Below are 18,426 nucleotides of genomic sequence, written 5' to 3'. Positions count from 1 at the left end.
GTTTTATGAACATGGTTTGGAACTTTGTCTTGTCAGGTGCAAGATGTGAGTTTAAATTTTCCGTTATGTTTCTGGACATAGAAATGCCATCCAAGAAAGTCGAATCCATCTATCGAGGCTGTTACTTTAGTTTTCTTCTGACTAATTTCCATTCCTCTTTGAGCGAGAAATTCCTTTACTTGGGCAAGTATTGATTCGGCATTATCATCTGGTTTTAGAACGTACACCATATCATCAGCATATCTGACACATTTAGAATAAGTTATGCCCCTGCTTCTAAATTACCCAATTTTGTCGATACCGTTAAGAGCGATATTTGCCAATAAAGGTGAACAAACTCCTCCTTGTGGTACTCCTTGATGGGGAAATTCTGGGTTAACACCTGCTTTAAGGCATCTGCGTAACCCTTTGATGACAGATTCGGGAGCAATCACTTGTTCCAATATAGTTTGGTGTGATATGCGGTCGAAGCATTTGCTAATATCGAGTTCAAGAATTCTTTTATTAATTCCATTGGTGCTTTTTCTGAGATGTAGAAACAGGGCTTTTTGTGCGTCGTGTGCGCTTCGCCCTGGTCTAAACCCGTAGCTTCTGGGATGGAATGTTGCTTCGTGGGTTGGTTCTAGAGCGTATTTGACAAGACATTGCCATGCTCTGTCGGCGATGGTTGGGACTTTTAGAATTCGTTTGGTTCCATCCTTTTTGGGGATGGGAATTTCTCGTAATCCTTGATGTTTCCAGGTCTTGGTTTTGAGTTTCAGGGTTTGTTCTAACTCAAATCGTTCTTTAAACGTCAAAGCCTTTTTACCGTCTATCCCTGCGGTTTTACGACCCTGATTTAATTGGGTCACTTGTCTGATAGCCAGCATTCTTGCTGCGTAGGAGGAGAGAACTAGCTTCTGAATTCTTTTAGCTTTAGCCTTGTCTCCTTCTCTAATTGCTTTGAATATTCTCTTTTGAAGTCGAAAGAGTGTCTTTTGGAGTTGCTTCCATCGGATGTCTTTCCAATCATCGCTATAACTGGTGTTATGCGTCATAATTCCTGTCCTTCAATTGTTGAACATTTTCTGGTTTCCTTTCATATTTGATACATCAACAACTTAGTAGAGAGTGAAAAAGCTCTAGGAGAGTAGGCTCTCCGTTTAAAACGACAATTTCAGGTCGCGCTCGTAGGAACGAATCGCACGCACGGGACTTAGCGCGACATTCTAGTTAAAGGTAAGTTCTGCTTAAAAACCAAATTCCCCACGTCTCTTGTTAGAGATTCCATTTATTTGAGAAAATCCTAGTGGGGTTGATGAAAACCCCACTAGGGTTTTCTACCTTTTATTGATACTCGCTTATTGGTCTTGATTCGTTCCGTCCGTTTGATTTGTGTGTTCTTTTAGATGTGCTGATTTCGACTTTGTTGAGAATAATCCCAGTCCTACCGTTACAACTAAACCCAATAAGCTAGTTGGCTCAGGAACCTCTTGCAGGACCTGATTTTCGAAGCTAACCGAATTAACATCAGAGGAAATGAAAGCATAATCAGTTCTTGGATCGTTACCAGTCTCAGGTAATGAGATTCTTAGACTAGTAACGTCACGAGCATTCTGAGGTGTAAGTCCAACAAAATCTGATAGCTCGATCGCTAAACCAGATAATTGGCGATTATCAAAAGTTAATATCTCTTGTCCGTTATTGTTATCGACCCGTTCTAAATTTTGAGTTCCTAGTAGATTCCAGTCTGGATCTGTTGGATTGGTTATAGCCCCTTCTGTAACTAAAGATGGGAAAAAGAAAACCTCTTGCTCTTGATTAACAATTTTATTGATTCCTGTTAAGAGGGATAAGCCATTAGTTCCAGCACTCAAATAATCTCGATCATCCTCAAACAGTTTCTCCTCTAGCCCCTTATATTGGATTGGAAAAGGCGTATCAATGGTATCGGGGATCAAACCGAAAAAGTTTCTAGTAGAGATTGATCTGCTGGAAACTCCGTCGTCAACTGTAAATGAAAGTACATTGTTCAAAGTTGTTGGTGTAAGAGTGTCCAAAGGGTCATTAAAGATTGCTTCTTCTGAAGCAATTCCAGTAACAGTAAAGCTAACAGCAAGTACTGATTGTTTAGTAACTACTAAACTTAAAAATGATAGCAACGCTAAAGAGATAAATTTTCTCATGATATTCTATGATGTTTTAGGTAATACTTCTCAAAACTAGCAGGATAGAATTTTTTATGGATTTTAACCATGCATTATATTACATGATCATTTTCAAAGTTAACTTGTTTTTGATTGAATTTCCCCCTAATATTTATGAACTACTTGACCAATGCTCCACTCTTGACAGTTCAGCCCTGTCATTGCTTCTAATCGATAAGATTAAGTATCTAGAAATTCTTTCAAGCATTTTTCTTGGCTAAGCAACTAAACATACGTTCAAGCTTACTTACAAGTGGTTTTGTTTAGCTTGCTAGGGTAATCACAGAATCCAAATGGTTCGATGAATTACCAAAGTAATAACCATGTACTTTAATATATTGGCAACAGATATGAGTCTTCACACCTACTATAAGGTAACAGTTAATTAAATTTAATGCCAATTTATTTAGAACTTTAATGATTTTTTTGCAAACGTTAATAAATGTTATATAGAAGCAAGATAATCATCCTTGAGCCATAACATTGCAACAGAGGGTGTTCAGCAATTACAATCAGGAGTCAAATTAGTGTGTGAGGAAGGAAAAATTGGTGTTAAATCTTACTAATATTTTACAGTTGGCAATTTTATTGCCTATTTTGGCAGGTTCTATCTTTTCTGTCCTAACGGTAGCAACGGTTAAACGGTTTTTTAAAGGAATAGCTAGAAATGACCGCTTTACGCCCCCAGTATCTGTGTTAAAACCTGTACGGGGTTTAGAAAAAAATCTCCAAGAGAATCTAAGAACCATTGCTACTCAAGATTATCCTGACTATCAAATCATTTATTCCGTTCAAGATCCCAGAGATCCAGCTTATCCCATCCTCAAAGAGATCCAAAAAGAGTTTGGTGAAGAACGTATTTCTGTGGTGATTAGTTCCGTTGAAGCAGGAGCTAACGGGAAAGTTAACAACCTTTTAGGAGCAATTCAAGAAGCTCGTCACGATATCATTATTATTAGCGACAGCGATACCCATTTACGGCCCGATTATATAAGAACCATTGTTAATCCCTTGGCTACTCCTGAAGTGGGTTGTGTGTGTACCCCTTTTAAGGTAACAAAAGCAGACAGTTGGTACGAAAAAATGGAACTTTTGACCATGAATGCTGATTTTATGCCTAGCGTCATGTTTGCCGAGGTAACAGGAGCTTCTAACTCTTGTTTAGGTCCATCCATTGCCATTCGCCGTTCAACTTTAGATCGGTTAGGGGGTTTAGAAACCCTAGCAGATTATTTAGTGGAAGATTACGAGATCGGGCGACGGGTGTGGACATCGGGACAAAAAATGGTTCTCTTACCCTATATGATCGATGTGGTGGTTGATCTAGCTAGTTGGAAAAATTGGTGGAGTCATCAGGTTTATTGGGATCAAAATACCTTTTTAGCTAGACAAGGGGCTTTTATTTCCACTATTCTAATTCGTGCCATTCCCTTTGCCCTCATTTTTGCCTTGCTACGATGGGATATGGTGGGACTAGCAACATTAGTAGTGGCTATTACTATTAGAATGGTAACCGCTCTGATGGTTGCTCAAACCCTGCAAGACAAAGAAACCATCAAAAATTTATACTTATTACCTTTTCGTGACGCAGTAGGTTTAATTTTTTGGGGGTTAGCCTTTACTCAGCGTACTGTTATTTGGCGAGGGGTAGAATTTAGGTTAACCAGTCACGGGAAAATGGTCAAACGCCGTTTAATTCAAAATTGATAGCTTATTCCAAAAACTCGTGGAATCGTGGTTTAATCATATGCAAGAATTAACCCAAAAAATCAAACAAAAAGCCCTCGAAATCGGTTTCCATAAAGTCGGTGTTGCCACAGTGGATACCGATTACGAAGATAAGGCGGTTGAACATCTTCAAACTTGGTTAGAGTTAGGATATCAGGCAGATATGGCGTGGATGAATAATCAAAAACGTTGCGACATTCGCCTATGTCTGCCGGAGGCTCAATCGGTAATCTCTCTTGCTCTGAACTATTATACCCCCCATCAACACTCCAAGGACAAAAAACATGGCAAAATTTCCCGTTATGGATGGGGTAGAGATTACCACCGAGTTATGGAAAAAAAGCTCAAAGCGTTGAGTCAATGGTTAAATAATCAAGACCATACTATAAAAACCCGTTACTATGTGGACACAGGACCCGTTCAAGACAAAGTTTGGGCAATGCGATCCGGAATTGGTTGGATAGCAAAGAATGGAAATGTAATCACCAGAGAATACGGAAGCTGGGTTTTTTTAGGGGAGATATTGACAAATTTACCTTTGATACCCGATAAACCCCACAAGGAGCATTGTGGAACTTGTACCAGATGTATTTCTGCTTGTCCCACCCAGGCCATCGCCAGTCCTTTTGTGGTAAATGCCAATCTTTGCCTCGCTTATCAGACGATTGAAAATCGAGACGAGCATCTTCCTAAAAATATTGTTAACAAATTACAGGGATGGATAGCAGGTTGCGACATCTGTCAAGACGTTTGTCCCTGGAATCAGCGATTTTCTCAAGTTACGGACATAGATGATTTTCAGCCTTATTCTGGTAATATCGCCCCAAATTTAGAAGAATTAGCTAACATAGATCAGAGACAATGGCAACAAAAATTTCCTGCCTCGGCATTGAGGAGAATTAAACCGACAATGTGGCGACGAAATGCTCGTGCTAACCTAGAAACACAGGGAAATTGAATTATTAAACTATGGCAAACAATTAGGACTTTTTGTTCCCTATTCCTTTATTTGGGTACCAACTTTTTTGTCCTACCCAAACAAAGTGATACTGTAAAACTATTTATTGTAAATAACTTAGAGTGATACTTTTTTCTCAATAGGCTATCTACATTGTAGCATTTGTCAGACAAATAAAGTGAGTTTAAATTATACTTCTGACAGTTCTCTTGTGCTGAACAACAGGGCAGCAACAAGCACTGTAATCAAAGATTTGTGACTCATGAAAGGAGACAAGTTAGTATCGTTCGGACTTCGCAGTAAGCATCAGTTTAACCCTCATGCTTACTGCGAAACCTCACAAGTATGGGAACTGCTATAGAAATTATTTCTCTCCCCGCTATTAACTGTTCGTTATTAACCCGCAAAAAAATGACACTCAAAGTAATTGTTTTTGATTTTGATGGGACTCTCGCTGATACTTATGATGCGTTTATTGAAATCGCTAATAGTTTATCAGGGGAATTTGGCTATAAACCCGTCGATATCAAAGAACAGGAAACCCTCAAAAATTTAAGTGCGAAAGCTCTGATTAAACAATCAGAAATTTCTGTTTTTAAAATCCCCTTCGTTTTGAAGCGAGTTAAATCTGAGTTGAGTCACAAAATTCGAGAACTGGAACCTATTAAAGATATTCCCCATTGTCTTAAGGAATTAAAAAATCAAGGCTATAGCTTAGGAATTATAACCTCCAATACGGAGGAAAACGTAATGAAGTTTCTGACCCATCATAACTTAGAGAACTTTTTTGATTTTATCTATGGAGAATCAACTTTATTTGGTAAACATAGAATTATTAAAAAGTTACTCAAAGAAAAACAACTGCTTCCCGACGAAGTGATATACATCGGAGATGAAACGAGAGATATTTATTCTGCAAAAAAAAGTCGTGTTCAGTCTGTGGCTGTAACTTGGGGATTTAATTCTAGTCAAGCTTTAGCGGAACAAGAACCAGATTTTCTCATCAATAAACCCTATGAATTAGTGACTATACTCCAAAATTATCAATACGATGTTATTAGCGATAAAACCCATTTTAATTCTGTAACAATTCAAACATAGGCTAATACTATGACCGCATCTACCAGAACTGGGGCTATTATTTCTGCCCACCAAAATACTATTAAAAGAATTGGTTTTATTGGACAACCAAATACAGGAAAATCGACCTTTTTTAACCGTATCACCAATGCAGGGGCTGGAGTAGCCAACTGGCCAGGTTTAACTGTGGATTTGTTACAAGCGACAATTGAAATCCATGGCCACCAAGTAGAGTTTGTCGATTTACCAGGAATTTATGATCTCGATGGTTTTACCGAAGATGAAAGAGTTGTCCAGAAGTTTCTAGAAGAGTTTGCCATAGATTTGATTGTGGTAGTGATCAATGCTACCCAAATTGATCGTCAAATTCGGATGCCACTTCAAGTGAAATCTTTGGGACTTCCGGCCGTAGTAGTCCTCAATATGGCAGATGAGGCCAAACGTTATGGGGTACAAATTGATTGCGTAGAATTGAGCGATCGCCTAGAAAGCCCAGTCTATACTATTAGTGCTAAATATGGGACAGGTTGCGCGGTGGCCATTAATGGTATTACTCGAACCATCGAAGAACAACCCCACACCTATCAAGTACAGGGACTGGTAGAACATCTAGAGTCCGCACCAGTGACAGAAGAGTATATGGAGTCGATTCTAGAAGGGGCCGTACAGATGCCATCTGTCACATCGGTCACTTTTACCAATCGCCTGGATAAGTGGTTGTTACACCCTATTTGGGGACTACCTATCTTTTTCTTTGTCATGTTCTTGGTCTTCTGGTTTCTCTGGTCAATCGGTATTCCCACGGCCGATCCAGTAGACGCAGCCACCGGATGGTTTCAAGAGCGAATTTTAGAGCCTGTTATCTCCCCTTTCCCGACTGAATTACAAGACTTTATTATTAATGGCCCTTGGAACGGGTTTGCAACGGTTTTATCCTTTGTCCCGTTAGTTGCCCTATTTTTCGTAGCCATGTCGGCTCTCGAAGACAGTGGTTACCTATCAAGATCCGCTTATCTAATGGATTCACTGATGAGTCGTGTTGGACTGGATGGGAGAGGATTTGTCCTGCAAATGATGGGATTTGGTTGTAATGTACCAGCAATCATGGGAACTCGGGTAATGCGATCTCGGGCGATGCGCTTACTGTCGATGTTAATTATTCCCCTTGCCCTCTGTTCAGCGCGACTGCAAGTATTTGTCTTTATTCTAGCTGCCATTTTTCCCAATCAAGGGGGGGCAGTGGCATTATTTGCCCTCTATGTGATTAGTTTTTTAGTAGCCTTTGTTGTTGCTGGTATCCTTAGTTTGAGCGGGCAATTCAAAAGCCGAGATCCCTTTGTTTTAGAACTTCCTCCCTACCGATTACCTACAATTAAGCAGGTATTGCTCAATGTTTGGGGAGAAATGAAGCAATTTGTCAGTAAGGTGACAGTGTTCATGATTATTGGTGCGAGTTTGATTTGGATTCTAACCGCACTTCCTCCAGGTGCCGAAGGACTCGATACATTAGCCGGTCAACTGGGTAAATTCTTCTCCCCTATCATGGACCCCATTGGTATTAATCCTTTTCTTACTGTCTCTTTAATCTTCGGATTTGTCGCCAAAGAAGTACAACTAGCAGGTTTAGCGGTGATTTACGGTTTAAGTAACGATGCTTTAGGTATTAAACTATCCCAAGATTTAACTTTTGCTCAAGGGTTTAGTTATTGTTTATTTAGTCTGTTGTATATTCCCTGTTTAACCACTTTAAGCACTATTTGGGGAGAATCAAAATCATTAAAATTTACCATTTTTTCGGTGGTTTTTTCCCTGGGAACTGCATGGGTTGTTAGCTTTATTTTCTACCAAGGAGCCAATTTATTTAGTTAATTGAGGTTGGTCATGACCATAGCAAAACTGAAACAATGGCTTATTTTTGCCTTTTTGATTACTTTTACTTTAGTTAGCGTTGTTGCTTGTGAAGCCAGTTCTAATGGTTCTTCCCCCTTGGGAATTTTTGCGGTTGACCCATCTCAACGCTATTTAGAAGTAAAAGAATTGCTCGAAAAGCAGATGTGGAAACAAGCGAATACAGAAATCTCAGAAATTGCTTTGAGTGTAGCAGGTAGGAGTAATGAAGGCTGGTTTGATGCGAATTCAATTAAGGAATTCCCTTGTTCAGATTTATACTATATTGATCAATTAATGATGAAACATTCTCAGGGAAGATTTGGGTTAACTGCTCAAAGAGAAGTTTATCAAGAATTAGAACAACAAGGGTTGCAGAAAAATGAAAATGAAGAGATTATTTTTCAACATTTTGCTGAAGCAGTAGGATGGATAAAAGATGGGGAATTTATTGCTTATCCTGATTTATTTTTTAATCTTGACCAAGCACCAAAAGGTCATCTTCCTGTTAAAATTCCTCGTCGTGCCTTGAGAACTTCTTTTAAATCTAGAGATGGTTCTCCTGATGTTCCTAGGAATTATACTGCTTTGATGCGTCGCCTTGAGGTGTGTCAACCTTAATTTTTTCTATGAATAAGCAATGGTTTTTTGATCAGTTTAAACTGATTTTTTTATTTTTAACAACTACCTATCATTGGTTAACTACTTTTTGGGAAAAGTATCAACAATTGCCCCCAGGAAAATTGATCGATTTGGGGGGTTACAAAGTTCATTGTTATCAAAAAGGTTTAGGTGATATTACTGTAGTTTTTGACCATAGTTTAGGAGGAATAGAAGGTTATTTATTAATGAATGAAATAGCAAAAATAACCAAAGTTTTTATCTATGACCGACCCGGATACGGTTGGAGTGACTCTAGCCCAAAAAGACGCTCTAGTAAAGAAATTGTCAATGAATTGAATCAACTTTTAGAAATAGCAGATATTTCGCCACCTTATTTGTTAGTAGGTGATTCTTTTGGTAGTTATAATGTTAGATTATATGCTCATAATTTCCCTGAGAAAGTTTGTGGAATTGTTTTAACAGATGGACTGCACGAAAAAGCAATGTTAAAGTTGCCTCTAGGGGTAAAATTATTAAAGTTATTGTTTTTTTCAGGGTTTATAATATCAATTTTTGGTGCAACATTAGGATTAATAAGACTATTGGGAAATTTAAAGGTATTTGAATCAATAAAACCTCAATTAACAAAATTTAATAGAAGAGATCTTATTCTGGTTAAACAGTCTTTTTATCGTCCTAAACACTGGTTAACTATGGCTAGAGAAATTTGGAATTTAGAAATCAGTGCAAGCGAAGTACAAAAAGCAGATAACTTAGGAGATATTCCTCTCATTAGTATCAAAGCAAAAACATTTTTTAATCCTTCTATTTTTAGATTTTTTCTACCGCTAAAAGATGTTGAAAAAATTAGAAATACTATTCATGAAGAGTTACTAAAACTATCATCAAATTCTAGTCAAACTTTTGCTAACAATAGTGATCACTTTGTATGGATAGACGAACCTAATATTATTATTTCAGCCATTGAAAAATTAGTAAATAAGTTAGATTGATTGTTTTTACTTCAGAATAATAACTTAAAGTTAATATTGAACAGGCACAGGATCAAGACTACGCCATAAATACCAAGTAGCAACAGTACGATAGGGTTTCCAACGTTGGGAAAGTTCTTTGATTTGATTTTTTGTTAAGGCTTTTTCTTTCCCATAATGCAACTGAATTGCATTGATTAAACCTAAGTCAGCTATAGGAAAAATATCGCAGCGATGTAAGTGAAAAATCAAAAACATTTGTGCTGTCCACGGACCAATTCCCTTAATAGAAGTTAGTTGTTGCATAACCTCTTTATCATTCATTTTCGACCAAGATTGAGGGGTAAGAATACCATTTTGAAACGCTTGGGTAATATTGGTAATATAGCTGATTTTTTGCCGAGATAAACCACACTGACGTAATAATTGAGTATCTGTTTTTAGATAATTTTCAGGGGTTATTTTTCCTAATAAAGACTCTACTCTCTGATTGATTGCGTCCGCTGCACTAACAGAAATTTGTTGTCCTATGATGGCGTTAACTAAAGTTAAGAAAGCATCGTGATGATTGATCATGGTTTCTGAGGGATATGAGGCGATAAGATGGGCTAAAATAGCATCATTTAATCTTAAGTATTTCTTAGCTTCTTGCCAATAATGGGGACAACTCATAACGATATCACCTATGAAACTCGAACTTTACACACCAGAAATCGTCACAACTGTCAGTTTTGTGCTAACGTTTCCGTAAAACATTATATTAAATTCCGTTTATAGTATAACCTCGGTGACCATGACTTATGCCCATCACCCCCATAAAAAAAGCAATAAGCAAACTCTCCTCCAAACAACGAAAATGGTCGATGCTAGGTCAACGAACCCCGAAACGGGTTAATAGTTGGTTTAAGTGGTTATCTCCTGGCCTGTTTGTCAAGCGTTGGTTGCTCATTAGTGCCACAGGTTTGTTACTATCTGTGCTAGGTCTAGCCATTTGGGTAAAATTAACCCCAGTTAACCGTTTATTAGAACTTGTCTCCCAACTCCTCGAAGCTGTTACAACCCAAGTTCCTAGCTATATATCTGGTCCAGTGGCTGTTTTGATAGGAGTATTTCTGTTATTATGGGGACAGAGTCGTACAGTGGGTTCTATCACCGATGCGTTCCCGGATGGGGATCAAGAATTAGTTGATCGCCTCTTAACCCATCGTCGTCTACATCGTGGCCCAAAAATTGTGGCTATTGGTGGAGGAACAGGATTATCGACCCTATTGCGAGGTTTAAAGCAGTACAGTGCTAACATTACAGCTATTGTTACTGTAGCTGATGATGGCGGTTCTTCGGGGCGACTTAGAGAGGAAATCGGAGTTTTACCCCCTGGAGATATTCGGAACTGTATGGCTGCGTTAGCAGATGAAGAAAAGTTGTTAACGGAGTTGTTTCAATACCGTTTTCAAGCAGGGGAAGGACTCACCGGTCATAGTTTTGGTAACTTGTTCTTGACAGCTATGACAGCTATAACCGGACGAGATTTTGAAAAAGCAATCGCAACTAGTTCAAAGGTTCTTGCTATTCGAGGTAAAGTTTTACCAGCAACCTTGAGTGATGTCCGTTTGTGGGCTAGATTAGATGATGGTCGTTTTGTGGAGGGGGAATCTAATATTACCGAAGCTGGTGGTAAGATAACACAGATTGGTTGTTTTCCTGAAAATCCACCTGGTTTACCAGCTGCGTTACAAGCGATTCGTGAATCTGACTATATTATACTCGGTCCAGGAAGTCTTTACACCAGCGTTATTCCTAATCTTTTAGTCCCAGAAATTAGGGATGCTTTAGCTAAGGTAAAAGTTCCTCGCATTTATGTGTGTAATATTATGACACAACCTGGGGAAACCGATGGTTACAGCGTATCTGATCATATTAAAGCGATCGATCGTGTTTGTGGACAAAGGATTTTTGATGCTGTTTTAGTACAACGAACTTCTCCTTCTGAAATGGTGGCGAAACATTATGCTAAAGAACATTCCTATCCTGTACTTTTGGACAAGGATAATATAACTAAGTTGGGATGTCGCATCGTTTTAGCTAATATTATGGACGAAGATGACATGATGATTAAAGTGAGTCATCATCCCCAAAGATTATCTAGGGTGTTGTTACGTTGGTACAGCAAAAAGTGATGATTGGAAAGGTTATTGGAGCATAGTTTATATTTAAGAAAATATCTATTTTGGTGAATGTTTAGACCATAGTACAATAAATTGATTACGAGAGGGGAATAGTTGTACCCAGTATTTAAAATTATACTTCTTGATTTATTTATGGATTTAATATTATATATTTAAAGTAGTTAATGAAATGTTTATTAATACTGAACCTTTTAATGATAGAGGACAAAGAGGAGAAAGGAGAGTATGGGAAAAAATTAAACAAGCATTTGAACAGAAAAAATGCTTAGTCTATTGGCGTTACCCTATTTTTCCATTAGGAGGAAAAGTCCGCAAGGAGGCTGATATTTTAATTGCTGATTTTGAGTTAGGATTAATAATTATCGAAGTTAAATCTTTATACATTGATCAAATAGTTAGTATTCAAGGACATTCTTGGAATTATCAAAACTTTTACATTGATTCAGGAAACCCCTATAAACAAGCAGAAAGTCAATTATTTTCTTTATTAGAACATTTTAAACAAGAACCGAATTTATCTAATCAAATTACTACTAGAGTGTTAATTGCTTTACCTTTTATTACCTCAAAACAGTGGAAACTGAGAGGATTTAATAAACTGGTTAGTAACCCACCTATACTATTTCAAGATTACCTACTTTCTGTGGAAAATATTGAGAAAGTAATTAAGCAAGCATCGTTAATTACCTGTGGCAAAAAAGTTAGTAATTATCAATGGAAATTAATGCTAAATATACTATCAGGAAAACCTGTTCTGCATAAAAATTTTCATCAAGTCTTAGGTCAAAATAATAGTAAGGGTAAAATTTTACAAAACCTAAAAAATCATTTATATGACTTTGATCTACAACAGGAAAAAATTGCCAAGCAAATTCCCAAAGGATTTCAAAGAATACGAGGAATTGCTGGTTCCGGCAAAACGGTGTTACTGTGTCAAAAAGCAGCCATTATGCACTTAAAGTATCCTCACTGGAAAATTGCTTTTATTTTCTTTTCTCGTAGTCTTTATGGAGAAATTATACAACAAATTGATAAATGGGTTAGATATTTTAGTCACCAACAACAAACCTACAACATAAATAATCAACAATTACAAGTCTTTCATGGTTGGGGTTCTCGGGAACAATTAGGATTTTATCGTTTCCTATGTCAACGAACCGGAGTAGTTCCTTTAGGAGTTAATCAAACCAGCTTTCAAGAACCATCAGAAGCATTAGGAGAAGTGTGTGTTAACCTATTAAATCAAACTGTAATTCCTCCAATTTTTGATGCTATTTTAATCGATGAAGGACAAGACTTTATGGTTGAAAATTGGCTTCATCAAGGAAAGCAGCCTTTTTATTGGTTGGCTTATCAAGCATTATATCCAATTGATGCTATTAACATCAAAGAAAAAAGATTGATTTGGACTTATGACGAATTACAAAGTTTAGATAATTTAGAAGTTCCTCATGCCAGCGAAATTTTTGGAGAAGAATTAGGTAATATTGTCACAGGAAAATACGAAAATGGAATTAATAAAACAGAAATCATGTCTTGTTGTTATCGTACTCCCCACTCTATTATTATCGCTGCTCACGCTATGGGAATGGGATGGTTACGGCCTCAAGGGATGTTAACAGGAATCACTGACAAAAAAGATTGGCAAAGTTTGGGTTATGAAATTGAGGGAAATTTGTTTGAAGGAGAAGAAATAAGCATTACAAGATCTTTGAAAAATTCACCTAATCCGTTATATGGAACCTATCCAGATTCACTAATAAAATTCAACAAGTATTTATCAAGACAACAAGAAATTAGTGCTTTATATCAACAAATTTATCACAACTTACGTAACGATGGATTACGACCAACCAAAGATATTTTAGTATTAGTTTTAGGCAATTATTTTGAGTCTTTTCAATTGCAACAAACTATCGCTAATTTTCTCATTAGACAAGGAATCGACATTTATATTCCAGGGAGTAACAAATGTAATGATTTAACCCAAGAAAATAATTATAATCCTAATCAATTTTGGTACGAAGGTGCAGTAACTATTTCTCACATTCATCGCGCCAAAGGACAAGAAGCAAACATGGTTTATCTTGTAGGAATAGATCAGATTGCTAAAGCAGAAAATAACCTATTATTACGCCATCAATTATTTGTAGCAATGACTCGATCGCAAGGATGGTTAACTATAAGTGGAATTGGGAATTATTCCCTATTTCAAGAGTTAGAAAATGTCCTCAAACAAAAAGACAAATTCACCATCAATTATACAAGCGCAGAACAAAGAGAAATAATCTTCACAGAAGCAGCAGAATTATTACAACGCTATCGCTTAGGAGAAAGAAATTTTCAACAAGCTGAACTTTCTGACATGGACTTACAAAACCTCAACTTAGAAAAGATTAATCTTATCGGTGCTAATTTATCAGGAACTAATTTACAATATAGTAACCTAAATCGTGCTAGACTAATTGCAGCAAATTTAGAAAATGCTAACTTAACAGGAGCTAGTTTAGTTAAAGCTAAATTAATCGGTGCCAATTTAACCAATACAAACTTAACAAATGCAGATTTAAGAAATGCAGATTTAACTGATGTTATTCTCAATAATACCCAAGGAATGACTAATCCCTAATAACCAATAACTGATAATTGAAACAACCCTATGACTTTAAACGGAGATAATGCTTTTCTCAATCTTAATTATGAACCTGCTTTAGAAAATTTAGGAGACGACTACTACGATAAAGTACCTGCAGCGCAATTTCCTCAACATATTTTAAGGTTTCGTAACGATGATTTATTGCCTCAATTAGGGTTGTCATCTAAAAATATAAACGATCAACACTTCATCGAAGCTTTCGGTAAATTTCAAGGGATGAGACCCTTTCTTGCTCTACGATATCATGGTTATCAATTTGGGCAATATAATCCTTTTCTCGGAGACGGTAGAGGGTTCCTCTACGGACAAGTTAGAGGAGTCAATGGGGAATTATACGATTTTGGCACAAAAGGGTCAGGACAAACTCCTTATTCTCGGGGAGGTGACGGTAGATTAACCTTAAAAGGAGGGGTGAGGGAAGTCTTAGCAGCAGAAACCTTACACAGAATGGGAGTCAATACCTCCCGTTGTTTAAGTTTAGTGGAAACCGGAGAATCTTTGTGGCGAGGAGATGAACCCTCCCCCACCCGTTCTTCTGTTATGATTCGGGTGAGTCATTCTCATATTCGTTTTGGAACATTTGAGCGTTTATATCATATCAAACGTCCAGATTTAATCAAGAAACTATTGGATTTTGTCATTGATATTTATTACCAGGAAATCGACTTAAATTCTCCTGATCGTTACGGTGTATTTTATCAAGAATTGGTGAAGCGTCACGCTAGATTAGTAGCACAATGGATGGCGGCAGGGTTTTGTCATGGGGTATTAAACACAGATAATATGTCCATTACAGGGGAAAGTTTCGATTATGGTCCCTACGCTTTTATTCCCACTTACGATCCCGGTCTTACTGCCGCCTATTTTGACTACGAAAACCGATACTGCTATGGAAATCAGCCTTTAATTGTTCGGGTCAATTTGGAAATGTTACACCTACCCTTAATGACCATTGTTTCTGCTAAAACTTTAGAAGCGTCTTTGAATAATTTTGATGACTATTATAAAACGGCTTATACCCAAGAAATGTTAAAGAAGTTAGGATTATTTGGCTTAATTGAAGATGGAAAAGAATTAGTAAATGTGACAGTAGATGCTCTGAAAAAAAGCCAAGCCAGTTACCATCAATTTTTCATCAATTTGATGACAGAAATCAATGAATGTTGGTGGAAAGACGAGTCAATAGTATTAGAAAATAGCAATTTATCGGAAACTCATTGGGAAAATTGGCGAAGAATTTATGTCAAAACTCTGAATAAAGTATCTCCCAATCAGATAGACAAAATAAAGGAAACTATGAATCAATTTAATAGCCAGATACCTTTACTAAGACCCCAAATAGAATCCGTGTGGGAAGCGATCGCCAACGAAGATAATTGGCAACCTTTTAATCAGTTAGTTAAGGAAATACAAGCAAAATAAAAACCTAATCATGACATTAATTACATGAAATGTAGTTATAGCATTTCTCATACTTGTGAGGTACAGAGGTTATCACTTTGAGGCAGGAGGCAGGGGGCAGGAGGCAGGAGTTAGGTGTACCTCATGAGTCCGATAAAAGCTATATAATAATAATTCTCAGTCTAATTATTCCTTATTAAAAAGTCTTATAAAATGAGGTTAACTGAGGATTACCTTCAAAATTAGTGTCAACCAAACAAGGAGAATTACTGTGTTTCTCGACGAACTGCAACCCATTTTTAAAGAATTAATCCAACAACCCCTTGCCTTTACCGGAGGTTTGCTTTCTGGCGCACTCAAGCTGCAACTGTCAGAAGACCCCTTAAAAAGTTGGCTACAAGACCAGGGTATGACCGATTATAACTATACCGATACCACCAAAGATAACGGTAGCGGTCCACAAACCATATCCATTGATTAGGGTGAAACACACCAAGACAGGGGTTGAGACATACTCATCCCCTCTCCCTCCTGCTTGTTACTTTTGGAGTAAATTCGGGCATATTAGAACCAGATGACCGGGTGACGGTAATCTTGACCCCTTTTGTATCCGATTGGTCAAAGTCCATAATGTGACATCGGTAAGAGTGAATGAGCTACTGTGTAAACCCATCTTGCGCCCAACCCAAAAACCCTAATAACGTGGCAGTCTGTCAATCTTGTGGTTCTCAACTGCGATTAAATAAACGCTATCAACCCCTGGGTATTCTGGGGAAAGGAGGTTTTGGGGCTACTTTTGGAGCGGCAGACCTCTCCCTTCCAGGAAATCCCATTTGCGTTGTCAAGCAACTACGACCCGCCAGCGACGACCCCCAAGTGTATAAAATGGCTAAGCAGTTGTTTGAAAGAGAAGCTGAAACCTTGGGAAAAGTAGGCAATCACCCCCAAGTGCCTAGATTATTAGATTATTTTGAGCAAAACAAAGAATTTTATCTAGTTCAAGAATACGTCAAAGGGTACAACCTCCATCAAGAGGTCAAGAAACAAGGGCCTTTTAGCGAAGGAGGGGTTAAACAATTTTTGACAGAACTCTTACCAATTTTAGAGTACATCCATTCCCAAAAAGTCATTCACCGAGACATCAAACCAGCTAACCTCATTCGCTCTCAAAACGACCGCAAACTGGTATTAATTGACTTTGGGGCGGTAAAAAACCAAGTCAATTCTATGGTAGCCAATAATGCCCAAACCGCCTTTACTGCCTTTGCTGTGGGAACCGCAGGTTTTGCTCCCCCGGAACAAATGGCCATGCGTCCTGTTTACGCCAGTGATATCTATGCAGTGGGTGTGACTTGTGTGTACTTATTAACCGCTAAAACCCCTAAAAGCATTGGTTGTGACCCCGAAACCGGAGAAATTGCCTGGGAACCCTATGTGGATATTAGTAACTCTTTTGCCAAAGTTCTGAAAAAAATGTTGGAGGTATCGGTAAAACATCGCTACAAGTCCGCAGAAGAGGTCTTAGACGCTATGTCTATGGCTCCTTATGAACAGGGAATGCAGGATAGTATGACCACCATGATTTCTGGGTTCAAGACTGCTGATGGGTCATCAAACCCCAATTCTTCGGTGACTACAGGGTTAATGAGTACGTCACCATCGACGAGAACTAGAAAAAATCATCTTTCTTCTTTTTCTACGGGTATTAATCAGTCTATATCTACTGATGTTAAGGGGGGTGAGACAAGAGCAGAAAGTGTTTACAATATAGCTCAACAAACTACTGGCCATCGTCGTGGTTATGGAAAAACAACCTCTTTTTCTAATAACACAAAAACCAAGAAAGGAAAGAAAAAATGGCAAGAAAAAAATTTATTAGAAGCTTATGGGAAAGGTCGCCGAGACTTTGCCCATCTAGAATTAAATGAACTTAATTTAGCTAAGGCTTGTTTACCAGGAATTAACTGGTATGATTCCAAATTAAGTCGTGTTAATTTACAAGGAGCCGAGTTATCTCGCGCAGATTTGGGTAGAGCAGATTTAAGTTATGCTGTTATGAAAAATGCTAATTTAAATGAGGCTTATTTGGGTTATGCGAACTTAAGTGGTGCTGATTTAAGAGGGGCTAATTTATGCGGAGCTAACCTCACTTATGCTAACTTACAAGGGGCTAACCTTTGTGGTGTTGATCTCAGTTCTGCGCGCATTACTGAGGCTCAATTGTCTTTAGCCAAAACAAATTGGCGGACGGTTATGCCTAGCGGAAAACGAGGATTTTGGTAGATTTTTTGAATTTAATTCTTATTAGGAAACTCTGGTAAATGGATTAAATAACATTGATATTCATCTGACCAAAGGATAACAATAGTATAAGGTGATTGCATCATTCAGACTCCTTATTTTGAATTTCTTTTAATTTAATGAGTGTTTTTTGAACTTGCTTTTCTAGATAACGTTTAGCATAATCTTCATCTGTTCCTGATACAGTTATTATTTATATCTATATTTTATTCGGTTTAATTAGGAGAGTTATGAAAAATTATTTGATTAAGTTTTTCTACTAATTTATAAACAGTTGTTGATGGATTTTGATTATGTCTTTTAATACTTTCTTCAACATCAATTTCTTCTTCGTTATTTTTATTATCTTGACTGTTATAGCTGTTCCAAAGTTTTTTAGCAAACTTAATAGCATCATACCAAATCCGCTCTTTTTAACCCCCTTATAAAACCCTTTACTAATAGATGA

General features: G+C 37.5%; 14 protein-coding genes and 2 pseudogenes. 11 read left to right on the top strand and 5 right to left on the bottom strand.

Features of this window, described 5'->3' with window-relative positions; translation table 11 throughout:
- Positions 1-32 precede the first annotated feature (32 nt).
- The 3 genes and pseudogenes from P9B04_RS24390 to P9B04_RS24385 form a co-directional block, all read right to left on the bottom strand.
- Positions 33-797: pseudogene (locus P9B04_RS24390) on the bottom strand (reverse transcriptase domain-containing protein).
- Positions 771-1,037: pseudogene (locus P9B04_RS25280) on the bottom strand (reverse transcriptase N-terminal domain-containing protein); the annotation flags it as partial. The pseudogenes P9B04_RS25280 and P9B04_RS24390, both read right to left, overlap by 27 nt.
- Before the next feature lie 303 nt (positions 1,038-1,340).
- Positions 1,341-2,165 (bottom strand): hypothetical protein, encoded by an 825-nt coding sequence (locus P9B04_RS24385; protein ID WP_342057546.1) that lies wholly within the window; start codon positions 2,163-2,165, stop codon positions 1,341-1,343.
- Positions 2,166-2,735: 570 nt separating this feature from the next.
- Here P9B04_RS24385 and hpnI point away from each other — a divergent pair.
- The 6 genes from hpnI (at position 2,736) to P9B04_RS24355 (ending at position 9,455) form a co-directional block, all read left to right on the top strand.
- The gene (gene hpnI / locus P9B04_RS24380; RefSeq protein ID WP_342057545.1) at positions 2,736-3,893 is read left to right on the top strand and encodes a bacteriohopanetetrol glucosamine biosynthesis glycosyltransferase HpnI; all 1,158 of its coding nucleotides are present in this window, start codon (positions 2,736-2,738) and stop codon (positions 3,891-3,893) included.
- Between the two features lie 40 nt (positions 3,894-3,933).
- Positions 3,934-4,872 (top strand): tRNA epoxyqueuosine(34) reductase QueG, encoded by a 939-nt coding sequence (gene queG, locus P9B04_RS24375; protein ID WP_342057544.1) that lies wholly within the window; start codon positions 3,934-3,936, stop codon positions 4,870-4,872.
- A gap of 411 nt (positions 4,873-5,283) precedes the next feature.
- The gene (locus tag P9B04_RS24370) at positions 5,284-5,973 is read left to right on the top strand and encodes an HAD-IIIC family phosphatase (RefSeq protein ID WP_342057548.1); all 690 of its coding nucleotides are present in this window, start codon (positions 5,284-5,286) and stop codon (positions 5,971-5,973) included.
- 9 nt (positions 5,974-5,982) lie between these two features.
- Positions 5,983-7,821, top strand: coding sequence for a ferrous iron transport protein B (gene feoB / locus P9B04_RS24365; RefSeq protein ID WP_342057543.1), 1,839 nt, complete (start codon positions 5,983-5,985; stop codon positions 7,819-7,821).
- A 12-nt stretch (positions 7,822-7,833) separates the two neighbouring features.
- Positions 7,834-8,460, top strand: a complete 627-nt coding sequence (locus P9B04_RS24360) for a GUN4 domain-containing protein (RefSeq protein ID WP_342057542.1) — start codon at positions 7,834-7,836, stop codon at positions 8,458-8,460.
- A gap of 8 nt (positions 8,461-8,468) precedes the next feature.
- Positions 8,469-9,455, top strand: coding sequence for an alpha/beta fold hydrolase (locus P9B04_RS24355; RefSeq protein WP_342057547.1), 987 nt, complete (start codon positions 8,469-8,471; stop codon positions 9,453-9,455).
- Between the two features lie 30 nt (positions 9,456-9,485).
- Here P9B04_RS24355 and P9B04_RS24350 read toward each other — a convergent pair whose 3' ends face one another.
- Entirely contained in the window at positions 9,486-10,106 is a 621-nt protein-coding gene (locus tag P9B04_RS24350; protein ID WP_342057541.1) for a DNA-3-methyladenine glycosylase family protein, read from the bottom strand.
- Positions 10,107-10,234: 128 nt separating this feature from the next.
- Here P9B04_RS24350 and P9B04_RS24345 point away from each other — a divergent pair, with 128 nt between their 5' ends.
- The 5 genes from P9B04_RS24345 to P9B04_RS24325 all read left to right on the top strand — a co-directional run bounded on the left by P9B04_RS24345 (position 10,235) and on the right by P9B04_RS24325 (position 17,960).
- Positions 10,235-11,611, top strand: coding sequence for a gluconeogenesis factor YvcK family protein (locus P9B04_RS24345; RefSeq protein WP_342057540.1), 1,377 nt, complete (start codon positions 10,235-10,237; stop codon positions 11,609-11,611).
- Between the two features lie 178 nt (positions 11,612-11,789).
- On the top strand, positions 11,790-14,249 hold the full coding sequence (locus P9B04_RS24340; protein ID WP_342057539.1) for a pentapeptide repeat-containing protein: 2,460 nt from the start codon (positions 11,790-11,792) through the stop codon (positions 14,247-14,249).
- Between the two features lie 30 nt (positions 14,250-14,279).
- Complete coding sequence (locus tag P9B04_RS24335) at positions 14,280-15,698, top strand: protein adenylyltransferase SelO (RefSeq protein WP_342057538.1); 1,419 nt, start codon at positions 14,280-14,282, stop codon at positions 15,696-15,698.
- 250 nt (positions 15,699-15,948) lie between these two features.
- A complete protein-coding gene (locus tag P9B04_RS24330) occupies positions 15,949-16,158 on the top strand; it encodes a hypothetical protein (protein ID WP_342057537.1) in 210 nt (69 codons plus the stop codon).
- Between the two features lie 170 nt (positions 16,159-16,328).
- On the top strand, positions 16,329-17,960 hold the full coding sequence (locus tag P9B04_RS24325) for a serine/threonine-protein kinase (protein WP_342057536.1): 1,632 nt from the start codon (positions 16,329-16,331) through the stop codon (positions 17,958-17,960).
- A 277-nt stretch (positions 17,961-18,237) separates the two neighbouring features.
- Here P9B04_RS24325 and P9B04_RS24320 read toward each other — a convergent pair.
- A partial coding sequence (locus P9B04_RS24320; protein WP_342057535.1) for a hypothetical protein occupies positions 18,238-18,426 on the bottom strand: 189 nt, incomplete at its 5' end.

The organism is Crocosphaera sp. Alani8, assembly GCF_038442745.1.
Lineage (GTDB): Bacteria > Cyanobacteriota > Cyanobacteriia > Cyanobacteriales > Microcystaceae > Crocosphaera.
Note: the sequence above shows the minus strand (reverse complement) of the source record. Positions and strands in the feature narration are given on the sequence as shown.

Excerpts from the sequence above, each read along its gene's own strand:
- P9B04_RS24370 (WP_342057548.1), top strand. The coding sequence starts at position 5,284 with ATGACACTCAAAGTAATTGTTTTTGATTTTGATGGGACTCTCGCTGAT.
- P9B04_RS24385 (WP_342057546.1), bottom strand. The coding sequence starts at position 2,165 with ATGAGAAAATTTATCTCTTTAGCGTTGCTATCATTTTTAAGTTTAGTA.
- P9B04_RS24355 (WP_342057547.1), top strand. The coding sequence starts at position 8,469 with ATGAATAAGCAATGGTTTTTTGATCAGTTTAAACTGATTTTTTTATTT.
- queG (WP_342057544.1), top strand. The coding sequence starts at position 3,934 with ATGCAAGAATTAACCCAAAAAATCAAACAAAAAGCCCTCGAAATCGGT.
- P9B04_RS24325 (WP_342057536.1), top strand. The coding sequence starts at position 16,329 with ATGAGCTACTGTGTAAACCCATCTTGCGCCCAACCCAAAAACCCTAAT.
- feoB (WP_342057543.1), top strand. The coding sequence starts at position 5,983 with ATGACCGCATCTACCAGAACTGGGGCTATTATTTCTGCCCACCAAAAT.
- P9B04_RS24360 (WP_342057542.1), top strand. The coding sequence starts at position 7,834 with ATGACCATAGCAAAACTGAAACAATGGCTTATTTTTGCCTTTTTGATT.
- P9B04_RS24350 (WP_342057541.1), bottom strand. The coding sequence starts at position 10,106 with ATGAGTTGTCCCCATTATTGGCAAGAAGCTAAGAAATACTTAAGATTA.
- P9B04_RS24345 (WP_342057540.1), top strand. The coding sequence starts at position 10,235 with ATGCCCATCACCCCCATAAAAAAAGCAATAAGCAAACTCTCCTCCAAA.
- P9B04_RS24335 (WP_342057538.1), top strand. The coding sequence starts at position 14,280 with ATGACTTTAAACGGAGATAATGCTTTTCTCAATCTTAATTATGAACCT.
- P9B04_RS24340 (WP_342057539.1), top strand. The coding sequence starts at position 11,790 with ATGTTTATTAATACTGAACCTTTTAATGATAGAGGACAAAGAGGAGAA.